General features: G+C 57.3%; 17 protein-coding genes. 9 read left to right on the forward strand and 8 right to left on the reverse strand.

Annotated elements, in window-relative coordinates; translation table 11 throughout:
- The first annotated feature begins 6 nt into the window (after positions 1-6).
- The 9 genes from IPM39_10070 to IPM39_10110 all read left to right on the forward strand — a co-directional run bounded on the left by IPM39_10070 (position 7) and on the right by IPM39_10110 (position 8,804).
- Positions 7-1,068, forward strand: coding sequence for a Gfo/Idh/MocA family oxidoreductase (locus tag IPM39_10070; protein MBK8986412.1), 1,062 nt, complete (start codon positions 7-9; stop codon positions 1,066-1,068).
- A 75-nt stretch (positions 1,069-1,143) separates the two neighbouring features.
- Entirely contained in the window at positions 1,144-2,187 is a 1,044-nt protein-coding gene (locus tag IPM39_10075) for an alcohol dehydrogenase catalytic domain-containing protein (protein MBK8986413.1), read from the forward strand.
- Between the two features lies 1 nt (position 2,188).
- Positions 2,189-3,145 (forward strand): hypothetical protein, encoded by a 957-nt coding sequence (locus IPM39_10080; protein ID MBK8986414.1) that lies wholly within the window; start codon positions 2,189-2,191, stop codon positions 3,143-3,145.
- Complete coding sequence (locus IPM39_10085) at positions 3,142-3,726, forward strand: glucose-6-phosphate isomerase (protein ID MBK8986415.1); 585 nt, start codon at positions 3,142-3,144, stop codon at positions 3,724-3,726. The genes IPM39_10080 and IPM39_10085 overlap by 4 nt, the downstream gene beginning before the upstream one ends.
- Positions 3,723-4,688 (forward strand): phosphoglycerate dehydrogenase, encoded by a 966-nt coding sequence (locus IPM39_10090; GenBank protein MBK8986416.1) that lies wholly within the window; start codon positions 3,723-3,725, stop codon positions 4,686-4,688. Before IPM39_10085 ends, IPM39_10090 begins: the two co-directional genes overlap by 4 nt.
- Before the next feature lie 41 nt (positions 4,689-4,729).
- A complete protein-coding gene (locus IPM39_10095) occupies positions 4,730-5,383 on the forward strand; it encodes a bifunctional 4-hydroxy-2-oxoglutarate aldolase/2-dehydro-3-deoxy-phosphogluconate aldolase (GenBank protein MBK8986417.1) in 654 nt (217 codons plus the stop codon).
- A 14-nt stretch (positions 5,384-5,397) separates the two neighbouring features.
- A complete protein-coding gene (locus tag IPM39_10100; GenBank protein ID MBK8986418.1) occupies positions 5,398-6,345 on the forward strand; it encodes a shikimate dehydrogenase in 948 nt (315 codons plus the stop codon).
- 91 nt (positions 6,346-6,436) lie between these two features.
- On the forward strand, positions 6,437-7,750 hold the full coding sequence (locus IPM39_10105) for a hypothetical protein (GenBank protein ID MBK8986419.1): 1,314 nt from the start codon (positions 6,437-6,439) through the stop codon (positions 7,748-7,750).
- A gap of 523 nt (positions 7,751-8,273) precedes the next feature.
- Entirely contained in the window at positions 8,274-8,804 is a 531-nt protein-coding gene (locus tag IPM39_10110) for an aspartyl protease family protein (GenBank protein MBK8986420.1), read from the forward strand.
- Positions 8,805-9,108: 304 nt separating this feature from the next.
- On the opposite strand, the gene IPM39_10115 is transcribed toward IPM39_10110, so the two are convergent.
- The 8 genes from IPM39_10115 to IPM39_10150 form a co-directional block, all read right to left on the reverse strand.
- Positions 9,109-10,458, reverse strand: a complete 1,350-nt coding sequence (locus IPM39_10115) for an MFS transporter (protein MBK8986421.1) — start codon at positions 10,456-10,458, stop codon at positions 9,109-9,111.
- Between the two features lie 315 nt (positions 10,459-10,773).
- Entirely contained in the window at positions 10,774-12,201 is a 1,428-nt protein-coding gene (locus tag IPM39_10120) for an ATP-binding protein (protein ID MBK8986422.1), read from the reverse strand.
- A gap of 1,088 nt (positions 12,202-13,289) precedes the next feature.
- On the reverse strand, positions 13,290-13,718 hold the full coding sequence (locus IPM39_10125) for a PD40 domain-containing protein (GenBank protein MBK8986423.1): 429 nt from the start codon (positions 13,716-13,718) through the stop codon (positions 13,290-13,292).
- Between the two features lie 114 nt (positions 13,719-13,832).
- Entirely contained in the window at positions 13,833-15,257 is a 1,425-nt protein-coding gene (locus IPM39_10130) for a Gfo/Idh/MocA family oxidoreductase (GenBank protein ID MBK8986424.1), read from the reverse strand.
- Complete coding sequence (locus IPM39_10135; protein MBK8986425.1) at positions 15,254-15,403, reverse strand: hypothetical protein; 150 nt, start codon at positions 15,401-15,403, stop codon at positions 15,254-15,256. Before IPM39_10135 ends, IPM39_10130 begins: the two co-directional genes overlap by 4 nt.
- Positions 15,400-16,641: a glycosyltransferase family 4 protein gene (locus IPM39_10140; protein MBK8986426.1), complete on the reverse strand. Its 1,242-nt coding sequence runs from the start codon at positions 16,639-16,641 to the stop codon at positions 15,400-15,402. Before IPM39_10140 ends, IPM39_10135 begins: the two co-directional genes overlap by 4 nt.
- Positions 16,638-17,102 (reverse strand): type II toxin-antitoxin system VapC family toxin, encoded by a 465-nt coding sequence (locus tag IPM39_10145; GenBank protein MBK8986427.1) that lies wholly within the window; start codon positions 17,100-17,102, stop codon positions 16,638-16,640. Before IPM39_10145 ends, IPM39_10140 begins: the two co-directional genes overlap by 4 nt.
- The gene (locus IPM39_10150) at positions 17,099-17,395 is read right to left on the reverse strand and encodes an antitoxin family protein (protein MBK8986428.1); all 297 of its coding nucleotides are present in this window, start codon (positions 17,393-17,395) and stop codon (positions 17,099-17,101) included. Before IPM39_10150 ends, IPM39_10145 begins: the two co-directional genes overlap by 4 nt.
- Positions 17,396-17,428 lie beyond the last annotated feature (33 nt).

Genomic DNA, 17,428 nt, shown 5'->3' on the forward strand with positions numbered 1-17,428 from the left:
TCTCTCATGAAGAAACAAGTGCGAATTTGTATGGTAGGCGCGGGGCGCGTGGGCAAGCTGCATTCCGGCACGCTGAAGCGGTATGTGCCCGATGGCGACGTGGTGGCGTTGGTAGACCCCGCCCCGAAGATGCTGCATGAGACGGGAGAGGCGTTTGGGATTAACGGCCGTTACCCCACCCTCGAAGAAGCGCTCGACAAAAGCGACTTCGACGCCGTCATCATCACCACCCCCACCTTCACCCATCGGGAATTGGCCCTGCTGGCCGCCGCCCACGGCAAACACGTCTTCATGGAAAAGCCGATGGCCATGAACCTGGCCGAATGCGACGACATCATCGCCGCCACCGCAGGGCGCGGCCTGCTGCTGCAACTCGGCTTCATGCGCCGCTTTGACCCCGAATTTGTCGCCGCCGCCGAGCGCATCTTTGGCGGAGAGATTGGCGAGCCGATGCTCATCAAATCGTTGACGCATGGCCCCGGCCTGCCGCCCGCCTGGGCCAACGACATCCGCACCTCCAACGGTATGATCGCCGAAGTAAACAGCCACGACCTGGACTGCGTGCGCTGGCTGATGGGGTCCAATCCGCAGCGCATTTACCTGGAGACGGCCAACTTCAAAGGCGCGGAACGCGGCGCAACCGCCGAACATTTCTACGACAACATGTTCGCCACCATCAAGTTTGAATCGGGCGCATTGGGCAATGTCTCCGGCGTTTGCCCTTGCGATTATGGCTACGACGCCCGTGTGGAGATTGTCGGCAAGCAAGGCATCATCCAAATCGGTTCGATGCAGGGCATGGATGTGGTGGTCTGCGTCAACCGCGATCAGGGGCTTGTCACCCCCATCTACCGCCGCTGGCCGGAACGTTTTGCCTGGGCCTACATCCACGAGATAGAGCACTTTGTGGAATGCGTGCAGACCGGGCAGAAACCGCGCGTTGGCGGCGAAGACGGCCGTTGGGCTGTCGCCACTGTCTTGGCCGGGACCAAATCCATGCTCGAAGGCCGCCCCGTCCTGCTAGAAGAAGTGCTGGACCCAAGCTGGGATGTACCCTGGCAGCAATAACGTAAGCCGTGAATCGTAATCCGTAATCGGAATACGGATTACGGAACACGGATTACCGAACACGGAGAATCAACTATGTTAGCAGCCATCTATTACGGGCCAGAGGATTTGCGGGTGGAAGAAGTGCCTGTGCCGGAGATCGGGCCGGACGAGGCGCTGGTCAAGGTGCTGAACGCCAACATCTGCGGCACAGACCTGCGCATTTACAAAGGGGGCCATCGCCATTACCCGCCTGGCGCGGTACGCATCCCCGGTCATGAGGTCGCCGGGGAGATCGCCGCCCTGGGCGAACGGGTACACGGATACGAAATTGGGCAGCGGGTGTTTGTGGCCCCAAATATGGGCAACGGCCGTAACCGGGCCACCATCTCCGGCAACAACAACATGGACCCCGACTTCCAGGCCATCGGTATCAACCTGGATGGCGCTTTCGCCGAATATCTGCGCGTGCCCGCTCTGGCCATCCAGCAGGGCAACCTCATGCCCATCCACGATTCGGTTGATCCGGCCGTCGCCGCCCTGATTGAGCCGTTTGCCTGTGTGCTGCGCGGCCAAAACGCCCTCAACGTGCGCTCTGGTGATGTGGTGGTGGTGATGGGGGCCGGACCAATTGGCATTTTGCACCTGCTGCTGGCTAATTTGCGCGGCGCGCTGCGCGTGATCGTCAGCGAACCGGCAGCCGGGCGACGGGAGCAGGCGCTGAGCTTCGGCGCGGATCGGGTGGTGGACCCGGTGCGTGAAAGTTTGCCAGAAGCGGTGCTGGCGGAGAGCGGTGGACGGGGCGCGGATGTGGTGATCGTGGCCGCGCCAGCCAAAGCGGCCCAGGAAATGGCCCTGGAAATCGCGGCCATTGGCGGGCGCATCAACCTCTTCGGCGGTCTGGCCAAAGATGATCCCTACATTCGTTTCAACAGCAACACCGTCCATTACAAAGAGTTAATCGTCACCGGCACGACGGCGTGCAGCACCTATGACTGTTTGCAAGCGGCCGACATCGTGAACTCTGGCCGTTTAGACCTGGCCCCGCTGGTCACGGCTCGCTATCCGTTGGCCGAGGCCGGGGCGGCATTTGCGGCGGCGGCCGATGGCGCGAATTTGCGCGTCTCTTTGGAGCCTTGAGATGGATAAGCAGGTCATGACGGTGTTGGGGCCGGTTGCCCCAGCGGAATTGGGCGTCACCGATGGGCACAGCCATGTCTGGATCGAGCCGGTGGCCGGCGGTGCGGCGGATGCGCCAGTGCTGAACGACGCGGCGGCCATTGGCCAGGAGCTACGCGCTTATAAGGCGGCGGGCGGCGGCGCGGTGGTGGACTGCCAGCCGGGGGGATGTGGGCGCAACGGCCGTTTCCTCCCCACCCTCTCCCGCGCCAGCGGCGTCCATCTCATCGCCTGCACCGGCTTCCACCTGCGCCGCTATTACCCGCCGGACGCCCCGCTGTGGCAGCTGGACGCGGAGGCCGCCGCCGCTCATTTTATCAGCGAACTGAGTGACTGGCTACGCGAAACGCAAGAGTCAGACGAACCCGTCCGCGCCGGTTTCCTGAAAATCGCCGGGGAAGAGAGCCTGGCGAAGACGCCGCGCCATCTGCTGGAAGCGGCGGCCATGGCCTGCAAAGCCACCGGCTGCGCGGTGGAGATGCACACGGAACGGGGAACGGCCGTTGAAGAGTTCCTCCAATTCTTCCTCGACCGTGGCGTGGCCCCGGAACGCCTCATCTTTTGCCATGTAGACAAACGGCCGGACTTCGCCTTCCACCAGACCATCGCCCAGAGCGGCGCCATGCTGGAATATGACACCTTTTTCCGTCCCAAATACGGGCCGGAGGAAAACGTCTGGCCGCTCCTGGAGAAGATGATTGCCGCCGGGCTAGGCGGGCAAATCGTCCTGGCGACCGACCTGGCTGACAGCGGCCTGTGGACAGCCTTCGGCGGGCAGCCGGGCATGGCAGCTTTTGTAACGCAAATCGGCGACCGGCTAAAGGACATGGGTCTGGAATATGACTTGATCCGCAATTTAACAGGCGGCAATATCGCCCGCCGCCTGGCGAAACCATTGACACAAGAGGGAGTATTATGAAAGCAGTACCGTTTACCTTTGACCTGAACAGCCCGGATTTCATCCCGTCCGTTTACGACAATCACATCGAGCGCCGCCTCAGCGCCATGAAGGGGCAATACCTGGACCAGGATGCTTACGCCAACCTGCTGTCCGCAGGGGATCCGCTGCTCTATGAGGTGTATGAATTGCAGCGCCCCAAAGTGGCCGGGGAATTGCTGCATGGCATCTCTATTGTCCATCCTGGCAAGGTGGGCGACGAGTACAACATGACCAAAGGCCATTTCCATGAAGTGCTGGAGACAGGCGAAATCTATTACTGTCTGAAAGGCAAAGGCTTCATGATGATGGAGACGCCGGAGGGAGAATGGGCTGTCGAAGCGCTCTATCCTGGCCGGGTGCTGTACGTGCTGCCCCGTTGGGCGCATCGCTCGGTCAATGCCAGCCTGGACGAGGATTTGATCACCTTTTTCGTCTATCCGGGAGATGCGGGCCATGATTATGGCACGATTGAACAGCAGGGCTTCCGCAAGCTGGTGGTGGAGCGGGATGGCGCAGCGGCGATTGTGGACAATCCGCGCTGGAGCGGCGCGACCCAATGAAGCCGCTAAGCGACTGCCACGTTTTGGTGACGGCGACTTCTTACGGCCGTTCTGCCCCGCACCTGAAAAGGGAATTGGAAACGGCCGTTGGCCGTGTCACCTACAACCCCACCGGCAAACCCCTCACCTCAGCGCAGCTACAAGAACTGCTGCCCGACGTGGACGGTTTCATCGCTGGTCTCGACGAGATTAATGCGGCCGCGATAGCCGCCGCCCCCCATCTGCGCATCATCGCCCGGTATGGCGTGGGCATCAACAACGTAGACCTGGCCGCGGCGCGGGCGCAGGGCATCGTCGTCACCAACACGCCGGGAGCCAATGCCGCCTCCGTCGCTGAACTGACCATCGGCCTGCTGCTGAATTTGCTGCGCCCCATTCAGCAGGCGGCGGCCGAAACCCGGCAGGGCGGCTGGCCGCGCCTGCCGGGCGTGTCGCTGGTGGGCAAAACGGTCGGGCTGGTGGGCCTGGGCGCGATTGGCAAGGAAGTGGCGCGGCGCCTGGCCGGTTTCGATTGTACTGTGCTGGCCTATGACGTGGTCGCCGACGCCGACTTTGCCCGGCGGCGCGCCATCACCCTGGTAACGCTGGACGACCTGCTGGCGCAATCCGACGTGGTTTCGCTGCACGTGCCCGTGCTGCCGGAGACGCGGCAGATGGTCAATGACGCCTTTTTGCGGCAGATGAAGCCGGGCGCGTACCTGATCAACACCTCGCGGGGCGAACTGGTGGACGAGGCGGCGCTGCTGGATGCGCTGACGAACGGCCGTCTGGCCGGGGCAGCGCTGGACGCCTTTCAGCAAGAGCCGCCCGGCGCGGACAATCCGCTGCTGGCGCTGCCGCAAGTCATCCCCACGCCCCACATGGGCGCGCACAGCGATGGGGCGACCAACGCCATGGGCCGCATGGCCCTGGATGATTGTCTGGCGGTCTTGCGCGGCGAAGAAGCAATGTACAGGATTTGAAGAGGTTAGCGCGGTTAAATTCTAAAGCAATGGATGAATCAATGAGTAAAGAAAACACCTTACAAAAAATTCGTGAATTGGGGCTGCTGGCGGTGCTGCGCGGGCCTTCGCCGGAACTGACAATGCAGATGGTGGAGGCGTTGGTGGCGGGGGGCGTGTATGGCATCGAGATCACTTACACCACGCCCAATGCTCCGGCGGTGGTGCGGCAGTTGGCGGAGCGATTTGGTAGGACAATTGTGCTGGGGATGGGGACGTTGACCCGGCCGGAACAGGCGGCCGAAGCGGCTGAAGCCGGGGCCGCTTTCCTCGTCAGCCCGCATACAGAACCGGCGCTGGCGGGGGCGATGACGGCCACTGGCCTGCCGGTGATGATGGGCGCGTTCACGCCGTCGGAAGTGATGGCCTCTTACACTCTGGGCAGCGATGTGGTGAAGCTGTTCCCCGGCTCTGTTGGCGGGCCGGAGTACATGAAGGCGCTGAAGGGGCCTTACCCGGACATCCCGATGATGCCGACCGGCGGGGTGGAAAAGGAGAATGTGGCCGACTGGTTTGCCGCAGGGGCGGTGGCTGTCGGCGCGGGTAGTTCGCTCTGTCCGAAGCAGTGGGCGTTGGCCGGGCGTTGGGAGGAGATAACGGCCGTTGCCCAAGAGTTTGTAACGGCCGTTGCCGCCGCCAGAAAAGGACGCGGCTGAACCAGGAGCAAATCATGAACCAGTACAAGATCGTCAACAAAGCAGTGCCCACTTTTTACTTTGTGGGCGTGACCACGGGGAAATCTTCTATTAACAAGGTATTTCCTTTGTGGATGGAAGTTCTCGGCCGGCCGGAAGTGGTGCTGGAAGGCATTGACCACAAAATCCACGACGACCCGGAAGCGTACCGGGCGACGGTGGCCCAGATGAAGTACGACCCCAACTCACTGGGCGCGTTGGTGACCACCCATAAGTTGGACCTGTTTGCTGCCGCCGAGGATATGTTCGATTATTTTGACCCGTATGCCCAGGTGACGCGGGAGTTGTCGAGTATCTCGAAGAGAGACGGCCGTCTCGAAGGCCACGCCAAAGACCCCATCACCGCCGGACTCAGCCTGGACCATATCATTGAGCCGGGCTACTTCGCCCGCACCGGTGGCGACATCCTCTGTCTTGGAGCGGGCGGCTCGGCGCTGGCCACCCTGCTGCACCTCATCCATAAACAGGAGAAAGGGGATCGGCCGGCGCGATTCATCGCCGTCAACCGTTCGCCTGACCGACTGGAACATATGCGCCAAATGGTCGGCAACTACGAAACCGACATCGAAGTAAGCTACATCTGCAACAGCGACCCGCGCCGCAACGATGAACTGATGGCCGCTCTGCCCGAAGGCAGCATCGTCATCAACGCCACCGGCATGGGCAAAGACACCCCCGGCTCGCCCATCACCGACGACGGGTTGTTCCCGCGCAGCGGCATCGCCTGGGAGTTCAACTACCGGGGCGAACTGGACTTCATGCACCAGGCGCTGCGCCAGGTTGAGTCTAGAAATCTGATCGTCGAAGATGGTTGGGTCTACTTCGTCCACGGCTGGTCGCAGGTGGTGGGCCAGGTCTTACACATCGAGATCACCCCGGACTTGTTTGACAAACTGAACAGGGCAGCCGCCACCACAAAATAAAGATCATTGAACCGCCGGGACGTGGAGTTTTGCCTGGACAACCATCGGCGCCCCTGCGGTAAAACTCAAGAAAAAGGAGAGAAAGATCGCCATGAAAGCACGTTTATTACCGCTTTTTTTCGACGGCCGTGACGCCGAATTCGACACCCAACTGGCTGTTCTGCACGAACAACTGGCCGGCGAGGCCGAATTTTTACCGCCCCAGCCGCTTGGTTCAAGCCTGCCAGAAGCCGAAGCCATCATCTTCCCCCAGTTGTTGGGCGAGGCGTATCGGCGGCTGGACGAGTTTAAGCAGATTAACCTGCCCATCCTCACCGTGACATCGGAGTTTGGCACGGTGCTGATGTGGGATTGGGAGATCGCCAGCTACTTGCGCGAAGAGGGGATGAATATCATCGCTCCTTACAGCCTGGAACAGACAAAAAAAGCGTGTCGCGCCCTCAGCGTAAAGCGAGAACTGCACCACACAAAATTTTTGGTCTATCAGGATAATCCGGGCGCAGGCTTCCAGGCCAGTATCTTCAATCGTTTTTACTGGTGGGAAGATGAATGTACGCAACGCATGATGGAAAAGTTTGGCGTAACCATCGTCAAGAAGAGCTTTAAAGAGATGGGGGCCATCGCCAAAGCCGTCCCCGACGCGGAAGCGGAGGCGGTGTGGGAGAAGTGGCAGTGGGGAACGGCCGTTTCCACCCCGCAGCTCCTCAGCGCCATCAAAATCTACATCACCGTCAAGCAGGAACTGGAAAAAGACCCGACAATTCGCGGCGTGGGTATCAACTGCCTGAACGAATCCCACTTCTCCGACACAACGCCCTGCCTGGCCTGGAGTATGCTTTACCAGGAGATGGGGCTAATCTGGGGCTGCGAGGCAGATACGATGTCTATGATTACCAAATATCTGCTGCACAAATCGCTGGGTATGCCAATCATGATGACCAATCTCTACCCCTTCTTGATGGGACAGGCGGCGCTTAAACATGAGCGCATCCCAAATTTCCCGGAAGTGGCAGGGAACCCGGATGACCATATTTTGGCGGCGCACTGCGGCTATCTGGGGGTTGTGCCCCCATCTTTCAGCACGGAATGGACTTTGCGCTCGAAGGTATTGGCGATTGTGGACGAGAACGCGACAGCGATTGATGCGCGCCTACCGGAAGGGAAGATGACCCTGGCGAAGCTGCACCCGACGTTGAATAAGCTGACGATTACCGAGGGCGAACTGACCGGCTATGCCCAGTATGCTGATTCAGATTGTTTGAACGGGGCGGTATTGCGGGTTCCTGACGGCCGTCATATGTTGAAGACCCTCTCGTCCCATCACTATCTGCTGATGACGGGTCATCATCTGGCTGACATTGAGATGTTGGCGCAGTTGTTTGAGATTGAGATAGAGCAGTTGTAAAAACTGTGGTGCAAAGTGGCCGAGATCGTTTTCCGGCATGGTCCAAAACCGTGTCCTTGCACCTCGCATGGACTCAAAAATATTCTTACTTTGGCCTGTTGTTTTGCCCGCTTTTCTCGTCCATACGCCCGGAATATGTACGGTTAGTTAAGGGGAAAATGTGGCTGGCTTTGCAAACGGCCGTTACCCAGCGGCACGGCTTATCCCATTTGTTAGGCCACATTTATGAAGATGGTGAAGGAGTTATTTTGCCATGGGTGAGACTCTTGTCATAAATAATGATAGACTGTTTGCCCCCGTGGGGTTGCGGCAGATTAGTGGGTATGCTCATATAGATACAGGCGCAAGACACTCAAGCATCCTTCAGGCGCATTCGGCGCGGTTTCCCCCTATCGGGACAAGAGAAGTCCACGGAGCCTTGAGGACGATCTCAGTACCCCAAATCTGCGTGGACGAGATTCATTTTCTAGATGAGTCATTCCGAGATGTCGTCGTGGACGTTCAACCGGACTCTCAAGGAGACTTGGATACTCTGCCTTTTGAGGTTACGATGGCGCTTGGCTGCGATATGCTATTACAGAAACCACTTTACCTGGACTTCGTCGAGGGTGAAATAGCCTTTCTGGGCAATAACATGCTGAATACGATGGAGAACGTTCGATTGGAGACCAATTTCAATCTGGGTATCCCCATCTTGCCGGTTTCCTTTCATAATCATGTGCTTGATGCGGTATTTGACACAGGTGGGGGATTGTCACTACTCAATCAAAGATTACTCGGGATGCTCCAAACAGGCTTGACTGAAGATGAGCCAATTGAAGTTGAAGATGCAACCGGAGCCAAGCATACAATTCCGACGTTCAGATGTAAAGATTTAGTTATCGGTGAATGTCTACTTGAGGAGTTTCAGTTCTTAGTGATTGATTTGAGTGCCATTGAGCAGGCGAAACACTTGCAGATTGATTTCGTATTTGGCCTCAACGCCATGAAAGGAAAGCGTTGGATAGTCAATAGACAGGAGTCTTTCATAGAACTGATGCGAACAGCTAGCTGATGCAGATAGGGTTGGTTCGTGAACGGCCGTTCCTGGAAACTGTGTTGTGGGGAATGGTTATGCCATAAGGGGATTGGGATGCAAACGGCCGTTGGGAATGACGAGGTATTGGGCCAACGGAACTGACTGGTTTTGCTATGCCGCAGGCTTGAAACGCAGTGTGGGATCGGAGTACTGAACGGCCGTTGGTAGTTTGCGGCAAATTTGCCGCATAGAGCACCCCCAATCCCCTCATCAAGTTGCGCAAGTGGAATTCATAAGCCTGTACCCGGCGAATTCGCCATGTCGTAAATCACACGCACCTTTACTGGGCCGGCAAATTTGCCGCCTCTATGGGGTGAACGGCCGTTTCCACTCGCGCCATCTGGTCATGGTCTAGCAAAATAGTTTCCACGTTCCGTACCGCCGGAAAGAAATATCCGCTCATGCCCACCAGAGTTGCCATCAGCCCGGCAAAAACAAAGAGCAGCGCGATGCCCGCGCCGGGGCCGCTGCCTACCAGCCAGGCAAAGTTGTCTACGAGGCCGCCCCCCTCGCGCATGGCCGGTTCCAACCAACCATCGGTCAATGGGATCACGAGTAAATTAGCCAGCGGCACCACCGCCCAGGCGATAAGCCGGCGCACCGAAAAGACGCGCCCCTGCACGTCGGGGGCCACCTTTGCCTGCCAGATGGCCTGATTGGAGCCGTTGATAACCGGCATCACCAGGTTACCGAGGAACGAAGCCACTACCCAAACCAGCCAGGTTTGCCCAATGCCAAACAGGGCCATGCCCAATACGCCGCTGAAAATCCAGCCGCCTAAGACGCCGTGAACGCGCGGTTTGGGACCGCCCCAGGCGCTCATCAGCACGCCGCCCAACACGCCACCCACCGCCCCGGCCGACATTACCCAGGCGAAGAGCTGGGCGTTCTGGTTGGTGCGGTACAGGATCATGGCGGCCAGGGCCGTAAAGGCCAATGTGGCAAAGAAGTTGCCGACGAAAAAGATGAGCTGTAATCCGAGGAGCGACGGCCGTTGCCAGATGTAGACAAAGCCATAGCCCGATTCACGCCAGAAGTTGCCTTTGCCTTTCTGCCCTTCCACCGTGCGCGGCGGGTCGGGCACATGAATGAACAGCAGCGTCCCTACCGCAAACAAGAAGGTCACCACGTCGAGCAGCAAAATGCCCTGCAAGCCAATAAAACCCAACAGCGCCCCGGCCAGAACGGGCGCGAAGATGTTGGAACCAGATTCGGCCAGCGACATCAGTCCGTTGGCACGGCCGTATTGTTCCTTTGGCACCATCACGCTGATGGCCGCCGAGTAGGCCGGCCATTGCAGCGTTTGGAAGGCGCCGTTAATGGCGTTGGTAATATAGAGGTGCCATATCTCCAGCGTGCCCGTCCATACCAACAGCAGCACGACAATCGTCGTCGCCCCGGCGGCCAGGTCGCTGATGATCATCATCTTTTTGCGGCTGTTGCGGTCTACGATGGTTCCGGCAAAGGGGCTGAAGAGGATGAGCGGCAGTGTAAAGGCCAGCCCCAACAGGGCCAGCTCTTGCACGCGCTCTGTCTGGCCAAAGATGTAGATGGGCAGCGCAAAACCGGTCATGGCGCTGCCCAACAGAGAAATAAACTGGCCGATCCACACAATGATGAAGCCTTTCATGCCTGTGAAACGGCCGTTGGAATTGTCGCTGCGCATACGTTTCGTTTCCTTTTACTCAGATGAGACGCTCAACTTTATCATTGCCCTGGCTTACCAATTCTAACTTAAAAAAATTGATTTTACGGTGATATGTCCACAATATGTACGGCGAGTTGGGGGGCGCGTAGACCTGGGAATTAAGGCGAATATCAGTGGCGAATGCCCGACAAAAAATTACTAAATTTTCTTGGCAAGGCTCTCAGCGCGCCTACGAGCGAAGCGCCCACGAGCGAAGCGCCCACGAGCGAAACGCCCACGAGCTTAGGGAAAAGAAAATCAGGCGGATAAGCCCGCATCCAGCGCCGCCAAGTCTACCAACAAACCCTGACGCGCCGTTAGTTCCGCGGCCGCCGCGGCTGTAAAACCGGCCTGGGCAAAGATGGCGTAATGGAACGTCCAGGCGTCGCCATCCGGCAGTTCTTGCCGCAGCTTGGGACCCTTCTGCTCCATCAGTTCGCAGACAACCTGGCGGCTGACCAGCTCTTCGCCCCACTTACACTCGCCGAGCAACATCTCCCGACTTGGGCGGTTCACGGCTACAACATCTACCTGTACCCGACGGCTCCAATGGCTGCCCACCGACTCTGGGGCAAAGGGCAGTTGACCGGCGTGTGTTTGTTTTGCCACCCACTCCTGAACCAACTTCTCAAAAGAGAGACCCACAAACGCCCGCAGTTCGCTTTTGATATGCGCCGTCGTCGCTTCAGCGGACAGCAACGAAGTGAGATAGGGAAACAGGAAGCGAAAGTAAAAGCGGAAGAAAGGATCGGCGAGGTGATACCGGCCTTGTTTGGACGCGCGCTGCTGCGCGGTGGTCAGCGTCACCGGCAGGCGGCGCTCGACCAGGTGAAGTTCTTGCAGTTTGCCCAGGTGAAAGGTGAGGCCCGATGACCCCATCAGACAATCGTCGCTGATGGCCTTCAACGTATGATGCCCTTTGCTGATGGCGCGCAAGATGGCCTGATAGGTGGATAGGTCGCGGAGTTCGTCATGAAGCAGCAGTTCTGGTTCGGCCAGAAAGATGGCGCCCGGTTCGAGGATGACCTGGCGAATGTTCTCCATCAGGGTTAAGTCGCTGTTCAGCCAGCGCAGGTAAGCGGGGACACCGCCGACGATGGCAAACAGCGCCACTCGTTCTTCGGCTGACCAGGTCGGAAAGAATTCGCGCAAGCTGGCGAAGGGCAGCGGCTGCAAATGCCACTGACCGATAAACCGGCCGAACAGCGGCGACTGATGCTGCATGATCGCGGCCATCGTGGTGATCTGCGAACCACACAGGACCAGAATCAGTTGAGACCCCTGCAGGTGGTGGTCCCAGGCGTGCTGCAAGGCGGAGAGCAGCGCCGGGTCAGCGGCTGAGGCATAGGAGAGTTCGTCGAGGATGAGAATCCCTTTGTCGCGCTTCTCTGCCAGGCGCGGCGCCAGCCAACGCCACAGAGCCGGCCAGCTATCGAAGGAGGTGGCCTGCTCTTCGGGCATGTCGAGCATGGTGGCCATGAAGCTGCGCCGCTGCAGCGCCGGTGGCTCTTTATCAGCCGACCAATAGGTATAAGGCAGGCCGCTTTGCTCGGCCCACTGTTTCAAGAGTTGGGTCTTCCCTACCCGGCGACGGCCGTACAACAACACCATCTGTCCTGGTCCCGGCTGTTTGCGGGTGAGCAAGCGGTTGAGGAAGGCAAGTTCTTCGTGACGGCCGACAAACATAAGCGAGTCTCTAAAAATAGTAATAGTTATAACAATGATAGTTAAGACAATGGTAATCTAGTTGTACTCTTGGAGCAAATTGTAATTGGGGTCATTTTCGGTACAGGGATCTTTTCCTGGTAGATGATGTTGCGGTCGGCGACCGGCGGGGCGTACAGGGGGCACGAATAACGGGACTGCAATAAGAGAGACGGAAGACACCGTCGGCAGGTGGTCAAAATAACCCTTGGTTTGCTGGGCACGTGGAATATAGAATCGGCGCCCGGCTTTTGTTGGTTATTTTCGTTTGACTTAAGCCGAACGATAATAACCAACAAAAGCTTGTGTAATACTCAAAAATAATTTGACTCGGCGCGGTTCCCATTGTCGCGAATAAATCTCTCTGTCTACGACGTAGTTGCCTGGCCCGATGTCCTGGTTGTGCTGAAGCAACGGCCGTTGTCGGCGTCGATACGTAATATGTCCATTTTTCACGCCACTCCAGAGAGCTCCCCATCACAGATGGGGAATTTTACCTGATTTCTATGGTGTATCTCTCGAGAGATGTGGATTTTCGGACGTATTGCGTATTTACGCCTTATCGGCATCGCCCCCGATTATCGCAGTTAGCTGAGTTTGCCCCCGGTTTGAAATGGTCTCCAGATAGACGCCTGCAGATGGCGTTTTTTCGCCAGAAAAGAACTTATGTGCTATGATTTTGCCATCCCCTAATAAAAGGATGCCGTTATCATGGCCGAGTTAACCCGACAGGACATTATCAAACTTGTCGCCGCAGCCCACCAACCCATCCGTTTGCGCGGTGTTGATCTCTCAGGACTAGATCTGTCATATCTAGACCTGTCCCACGTCGATTTCTCCTACGCCAACTTGAAAGAAGCTGATTTATCACGAGCAGACCTGCATCATGCGGCCTTTTTTAGCGCCAATCTCACTGAAACGAATCTGTCTGAGGCGGTTTTGAGGTATGCCGATTTAATTAGCGCTAACCTGAGCCATGCTAATCTCAGCCAGGCAGATTTGGTGCAAGCAGCCTTCTTTGCTGCAAACTTACGGGGAGCCAACCTGGCGCAGGTACGATTTGAAGAGGCTCACTTTGATGGGTGTATGCGGATGACGCCACTGTATGGCCTGAAGGTTTCAACGAGAAGAACCACGATCTGTTCGAGAAGGCCCATTGATGGTTCCGGTGATCTATGCCAGTGTCTGATTTCCTGCTTGGGGGTTTGGGCCAAAACCCCCGAAATGTCGTACTGACCGCCGCGCTCGGCGCAGTAGGCCAGCCGCCCGCCGTCAGGCGACCAGCCGTGCAGGTAGCTGGGGCCTTTTTCGGTAACTAATACAGGCTCGCCACCGGCCCGAGGCAGAATGTAGATGCGCGATGCGGCGTCTTCATTGGTGTGGTGGCTGACGGCAAGCTGGCTGCTGTCTGGCGAGAGGACGTGGTCGTTGTTGCAGTCAGTGGCAAAGCCGGTGTCAATCTCCCAGATTGCGCCAGTTGCCAGTTCATAGGTGTACATCCGCCCCCGGCTGTTTTAGATGAGGTAACGGCCGTCGCTCGTCCAGTTTGGCGCTTCGATGATAGGGTACTAAACATATTTCTGCGCGTTTATGCACAGTACCCTTATCTGCTCTCAACCCGATGTCCACTTTTTCGGGGGAAGATCAGATTTGCGATATGCTTCCATTTGTATGATTTCGCTCCCCAGCCGCGCCTCCTCAGCGGCGAAAGCCATCAGGTGACTTTCCAGAGAGAAGCGCGCAGATGTCAAAGCTAAAGACGGATCATTTTGGCGAAGAGCTGCGGCAAATCCGGCCATCAAACCGGCATCACCACCGCCATGTCCCGACGATCTATGGGCAGTTGTGTCGTAGCGGGTTCGTTTGCCGGTGCGATGTTCACGCACTTCAATCCACGAACCGGCCACTAAAAAGGCGGCTTCCAACTCGCCACGAGCGCCTTGAATGCGGGTGGTGCGCCCCTCGTCGTGGGACAAACCGTGCATCGTCAGGGTGACTGTTGTGCCGTTGGTAAAGACCATGTTCACTACTTGATGATCGACAACATCATTATCGCATTGATACACACAACGGCCGTAGGGACTTCTCGCTAATTCCGCCATGATATGCTCGCGTTCACCATCTGATGAAACCAAATTGCTCGGCCAACCTCGGTATTCACTGACCTGCCGTAATGGCGGTATCACTTTACTCAACGCCCGTACCAGCCTGGGTGAGCGCAGCTGCCACTGTATTGCCTGGCGGGTAATACCGCTGGCACTGTCGGCCATATTGCGCCACAAAGGTGTTCTGTCGGCGTAGATCAGCGGGGCAAAAAATGGGCAGCTATCGGCCGCCGGACAGCCGTCCACACAATAAGCAGGCGCGCCATCCGGCATATTTTCGGGGCGAAAGTGCAGCAAATTGCCCGTACTGCTCATTGTCTGGCAGGTGTCGTTGAGCAGCCAGATTAAAATGTCTAAATCGTGGCAGCATTTGGCTAAAATCATGGGTGAGCTTTGTGCCGTGCTGCGCCAATTGCCACGCACGTAACTATGGGCCATGTGCCAGAAAGAGACGTTTTCTTGATGGTTCACATGAACAATTTGCCCCAAGGCGCCAGATTGGATGATCTCTCGCATTTTTTGGAAGTGGGGGGTATAGCGTAAGACGTGGGCGATATGTAATTGACGGCCGTTTTCCTCGGCGCTTTGAACCAATTGTTGACACTCGGCTAAACTGGTTGCCATTGGCTTTTCCAGCAAAACGTCATAACCACGGTCTAAGGCGGACAGAGCGGGCGGAGTGTGCATTTGGTCTTGGGTACAGATGAGCGCGGCTTGGGCCAGTAACGGCCGTGCCAACAACGGCTCCCACGACTCAAATTGATATTCTGGGGAGATGGCGTGCATGGCGGCAAAACGCTCGCGTCGGCCAGTGTCCGGTTCGGCTACGGCTACAAAATGCACATCTTCCGGATGGCTGAGCGCATACGCGCCATAAGCTTCTGCACCACGCTGTCCGGCCCCAATAAGAATAGCCTGGATAGGGTTGGTCATTGTTCCTCCTGGTATTGCGTCATGTGCAGCATGATTGTTTCCATGACCTGCCGCCAGACAGCCGGCCCAACGGCCGTTCCCTTATCACCCGTGCGCCGCAGAAGTAGTTGTCCACGTCTAGCTCCCAGACGTGCTGACTCATTCAACCAACCAATCCCAATAATGCTTGCAGGCAGCGCTGCAAGGTCTGGTAAGAATAATGCTGTAAAGCTATACGGTAGTTATGTTCGGCCATTTTCGCTGCTTGATGGGGATTGTCTAGAAGGTGGTTAACGGCCGTTACCACTTCATTCGTCAGATACTCGTCAAATTCCACTACCCGGAATCCCTTCGGGCCAATGTCCGCAGCATAGACGTCGTAGCGCTGCACCAGCAGCGGCTTGCGGAAGTAAATCGCCTCCAGGAAGGCGTTGCCGAAGCCTTCGATGAGCGAGGGGTAGGTGACAAAATCGGCGTGGGGGTAGACGTCGGCCAGGCTGTAGCGGGAACGGCCGTCGGGCAATATCCCCCGCTCGTCGCCGATAATGTCGCCGACAAACAAGACCGGCGCGCCCATCAGCTCTGCGTATTGACGCAGCCGCTGTTCGTAAGCGTCCCCCTCGTCGCCGCTGGCGTGGGAGATGACCAGCCGCGCCTTGCGCCCCAGGCGGGAAACTAACTCGATGGCATGTTCGATCCCCTTGCGCGAGATGACCCGCGTCGGCTGCAAAATCAGCAGTTCATCGTCGGCCAGCCCCAAATCGCGGCGGACGTTGGCGGCGTAGCCATCCGGGGCGGGCGGTGGCGTGGCAAAATCCATCACGTTGGGCACAAGCCTGGCATTGAGGCCGCGCCGCCAGGCCAACTGCCGCTGCGCCAGGCTGTTGATGACCACGTGCTGAATCGAGGGCAAATCGGGCGGGAAAGCGGCGCTGAGATAGTCGCCCACGCCGTTGACCAGGAAGCGCTTACGCTCCCAGGCCAGGTCGTGGTATTGGGCGATGGTCGGAATACCCGTCTCTGCAATCAGGTCGGTGATGGCCAGGGCCAGGGGGATGTTGAGCGGGATGGCCAGCACGTTTTGCGGGATGAGCAGGTCCAGGTTGAAGGCGCGGACAAATTGATGCAGTTGGGCATGGAAGTAGGCGCGCCATTGTTGAATCCAGGCGGTTTCCTGCAGCGTGCGCGTGGGGCGGCTGAAGAGGGCCTGGTGGGTGGCCAGCATCTCCGGTTCCTGGTAGAAGGCGGCGGGCACAACAAAGGAGCGGTCGGCCGGCCGGTCACACTGCCCGGCAAAGTAGCAGCAGGTGTGCCCCATCGCTTCCAGAATGGCCGCCCACTTAGCCACTTCCAACGAAACGCCGTCGGTCCCGGCAAAACGAAAAGAGATAAAGCCGATGTTCATGTCTTCTCGTTCGGGTTTTCACTGAACAACCCCCCAGCGGTCGCGGCCAAGATCAGATTATTGTCTGCACACAGAAATCGCACTTGAGGCATATTAGCTGATACCAACAAACGATTGGTAAGTATGGCCGAGGCTAATTGAACAGCATCGTTTGCCCGTAAAGGGTATTTTTCTAGAAGATGTCGAGACAGGTTGATAACGTCTAGCGTCAGCTCAACATATTTGTAGGTTCTGCTGCTATCATCATGAAAAAGATCAACATTTAGGTTGTATTGGGCGAGGGTGACAGATTGGTCGCGGAGACGGCGGGCAAATGCGCTGAAGGCTTCAGGCATCGTCAACCGGCTGGTGATGAAAAGGTGATCCTCTTTTGAGTCGAAGAGGCTCTGCACCCATTCGCTGCCTGTTTCTGTGACGTATCGCTTAATTAAGGCGCTGGTGTCTAGATAATAGGTCGTCATGCTTCATCTCGTTCGGCAATGATGACATCCGATAATGAACCGGCCAGGCCATAAGCGTCAGCAACTTCGCGCCTATCTTTATCAGAAATTAGCGCAGGCTCACGTTCACGGATGATAGCTGGCTGCACCAACCCGGCCTGTACCAGGATTTGATACGCTTTTTCCGCATCGCGTTTGCTCTCATCTCCTGCCTCTATAATCTGAATTTCAAGTCGCGTGTGTTCTGGGAAATTCAAGGGAGACAACGGCCTTAACATCCCTTTTTCATACACAACAGCAATGCTTCTTTCCATTCCGCAACCTCCATCAAGCCTATTTTCTGACTA

Source organism: Candidatus Leptovillus gracilis (assembly GCA_016716065.1).
Classification (GTDB): Bacteria; Chloroflexota; Anaerolineae; order Promineifilales; family Promineifilaceae; genus Leptovillus; species Leptovillus gracilis.

Bases quoted from the DNA above. Each gene is read 5' to 3' on its own strand.
- IPM39_10070 (MBK8986412.1), top strand. From the start codon at position 7: ATGAAGAAACAAGTGCGAATTTGTATGGTAGGCGCGGGGCGCGTGGGC.
- IPM39_10125 (MBK8986423.1), bottom strand. From the start codon at position 13,718: ATGTACACCTATGAACTGGCAACTGGCGCAATCTGGGAGATTGACACC.
- IPM39_10130 (MBK8986424.1), bottom strand. From the start codon at position 15,257: ATGACCAACCCTATCCAGGCTATTCTTATTGGGGCCGGACAGCGTGGT.
- IPM39_10080 (MBK8986414.1), top strand. From the start codon at position 2,189: ATGGATAAGCAGGTCATGACGGTGTTGGGGCCGGTTGCCCCAGCGGAA.
- IPM39_10120 (MBK8986422.1), bottom strand. From the start codon at position 12,201: ATGTTTGTCGGCCGTCACGAAGAACTTGCCTTCCTCAACCGCTTGCTC.
- IPM39_10150 (MBK8986428.1), bottom strand. From the start codon at position 17,395: ATGGAAAGAAGCATTGCTGTTGTGTATGAAAAAGGGATGTTAAGGCCG.
- IPM39_10095 (MBK8986417.1), top strand. From the start codon at position 4,730: ATGAGTAAAGAAAACACCTTACAAAAAATTCGTGAATTGGGGCTGCTG.
- IPM39_10085 (MBK8986415.1), top strand. From the start codon at position 3,142: ATGAAAGCAGTACCGTTTACCTTTGACCTGAACAGCCCGGATTTCATC.
- IPM39_10145 (MBK8986427.1), bottom strand. From the start codon at position 17,102: ATGACGACCTATTATCTAGACACCAGCGCCTTAATTAAGCGATACGTC.
- IPM39_10100 (MBK8986418.1), top strand. From the start codon at position 5,398: ATGAACCAGTACAAGATCGTCAACAAAGCAGTGCCCACTTTTTACTTT.
- IPM39_10115 (MBK8986421.1), bottom strand. From the start codon at position 10,458: ATGAAAGGCTTCATCATTGTGTGGATCGGCCAGTTTATTTCTCTGTTG.
- IPM39_10105 (MBK8986419.1), top strand. From the start codon at position 6,437: ATGAAAGCACGTTTATTACCGCTTTTTTTCGACGGCCGTGACGCCGAA.
- IPM39_10090 (MBK8986416.1), top strand. From the start codon at position 3,723: ATGAAGCCGCTAAGCGACTGCCACGTTTTGGTGACGGCGACTTCTTAC.
- IPM39_10140 (MBK8986426.1), bottom strand. From the start codon at position 16,641: ATGAACATCGGCTTTATCTCTTTTCGTTTTGCCGGGACCGACGGCGTT.
- IPM39_10075 (MBK8986413.1), top strand. From the start codon at position 1,144: ATGTTAGCAGCCATCTATTACGGGCCAGAGGATTTGCGGGTGGAAGAA.